The sequence below is a fragment of the Polynucleobacter sp. 35-46-11 genome (assembly GCF_002281105.1).
In genome coordinates this window covers 1-1,539 of record NZ_NCFJ01000565.1, presented here as the reverse complement: position 1 = coordinate 1,539, position 1,539 = coordinate 1, and the positions used below count along the sequence as shown (strand labels likewise).

1 protein-coding gene, 1 tRNA gene and 1 pseudogene are annotated in these 1,539 nt (G+C 45.8%); all 3 read left to right on the top strand.

Annotated features, from left to right (window positions below; genetic code table 11):
- Window positions 1-20: 20 nt before the first annotated feature.
- Window positions 21-97: transfer RNA gene (locus B7Y67_RS17650), tRNA-Arg, on the top strand.
- Between the two features lie 89 nt (window positions 98-186).
- Window positions 187-1,359 (top strand): ABC transporter permease, encoded by a 1,173-nt coding sequence (locus tag B7Y67_RS17645; protein ID WP_293599748.1) that lies wholly within the window; start codon window positions 187-189, stop codon window positions 1,357-1,359.
- A pseudogene (locus tag B7Y67_RS17640) lies at window positions 1,359-1,539 on the top strand (hypothetical protein); the annotation flags it as partial. The gene B7Y67_RS17645 and the pseudogene B7Y67_RS17640, both read left to right, overlap by 1 nt.

The following is a 1,539-nucleotide window of genomic DNA, read 5'->3' as shown; positions in this document are numbered from 1 at the left end:
ATGGCATAATTATGGCTGTTGCGGCTGTAGCTCAGCTGGATAGAGTACTTGGCTACGAACCAAGGGGTCGTGGGTTCAATTCCTGCCAGCCGCACCAACCTATACAGGGCCTAGTTGAAAAACTGGGCCCTTTTTCTTTTTTAGCCATTTCACAGTGGTTTCACGCAAATCCCTTATAGTTTGCCTATGGCCATTTCTGACCTTAATTCCGCGATTTCACCAGCTCCAGTAGCTATTTGGACGCAAACTGACGCAATCCATGCTCAAGTTAGTTTGAGCGGTGCTGTCAACGTGTATTCATTGGCCGGCGTGTGGACAAATATTCGGGAAAAACAAAACCTCTGGTTAGCGCAAGGAAATGCCCAAAACCATGCTTTGGTTTTTGATGCTTCAAAAGTGAGCTCTTTAGATGGATCCGCATTTGCATTCTTAATAGATGTCCAAGAAGCTCAGCAAAAAGCGGGTGGACAGTTTGAGATTCAAGGATTAGATCCAAAGTATCAGCCGCTATTGAATGAGTTTGACCCCATCAATAAACTATTTCCTGTTCCTGCACCAAAACCAAAAACCAGTTTTGTTGTCAGTGTTGGTATGGCGGCACAAAATTTTTTGGATGATGTCCGCGGTTTAGTGACCTTTGTTGGGCATCTCTCTGCGGATTTAGCATGGTCAATACGCAATGTCAGGCAAGTGCGTTGGGGAGATTTTGTCAATGCGGCTGTAGAGGCAGGCATCTCTGCATTACCGATTGTTGGCCTCGTTGCCTTTTTGATTGGCGTTATCTTATCTTTTCAGGCAGCAATTGGCATGCAACAGTTTGGAGCAGTTTCTTTTGTCGGCCCTCTAGCTGCCTTAGGAATAGTGCGTGAGATGGGGCCTTTAATTACTGCCATCCTATTAGCTGGCCGCTCATCTGCTGCTTTTGCTGCGGAGATCGGCACAATGACTGTCAACAGTGAAGTAGATGCTTTGGTCACTGGCGGTTTAAGTCCGGTTCGATTCTTGGTTGTGCCACGGGTATTGGCAGGGATCTTGGTGGCGCCAATTCTGACTCTATACGCAGATATCGTCAGCATTTTTTCTTCGATGTTAACAATGCAAATTTACGGTATCCCCTTTATTAATTTTTATAACGGCATGTTAGCTGCTGTCGATATTGAGGATGTGCTCTCTGGGCTTGTGAAAGCTACTTTATTTGGTGTGGTTGTTTCTGCGATGGGATGTTTGCGTGGCATGCAAACTGGGACCGGCGCCGCTGCGGTGGGCATTTCTGCAACTAGAGCAGTGGTGAGTAGCATTGTCATGATTGTTTTGGTTGACGGTATTTTTGCTTATATCTCCTACAGGACAGGGTTTTAATGAACGCAATTGAAAACGCGATCGACGTTCAAAACCTCTCTGTAGGGTATGGCTCCAAAGTGCTATTGCAGATGCTCATTCTTACTTTTCCCAATGTTGAAGGCCTATGCTTTCCAGATACCTATGTTTTTGATCCAGATGATGCTGATATTGCAATCTATCGGCGTGCGTCCCAGGCTA

Bases quoted from the DNA above. Each gene is read 5' to 3' on its own strand.
- B7Y67_RS17645 (WP_293599748.1), top strand. From the start codon at position 187: ATGGCCATTTCTGACCTTAATTCCGCGATTTCACCAGCTCCAGTAGCT.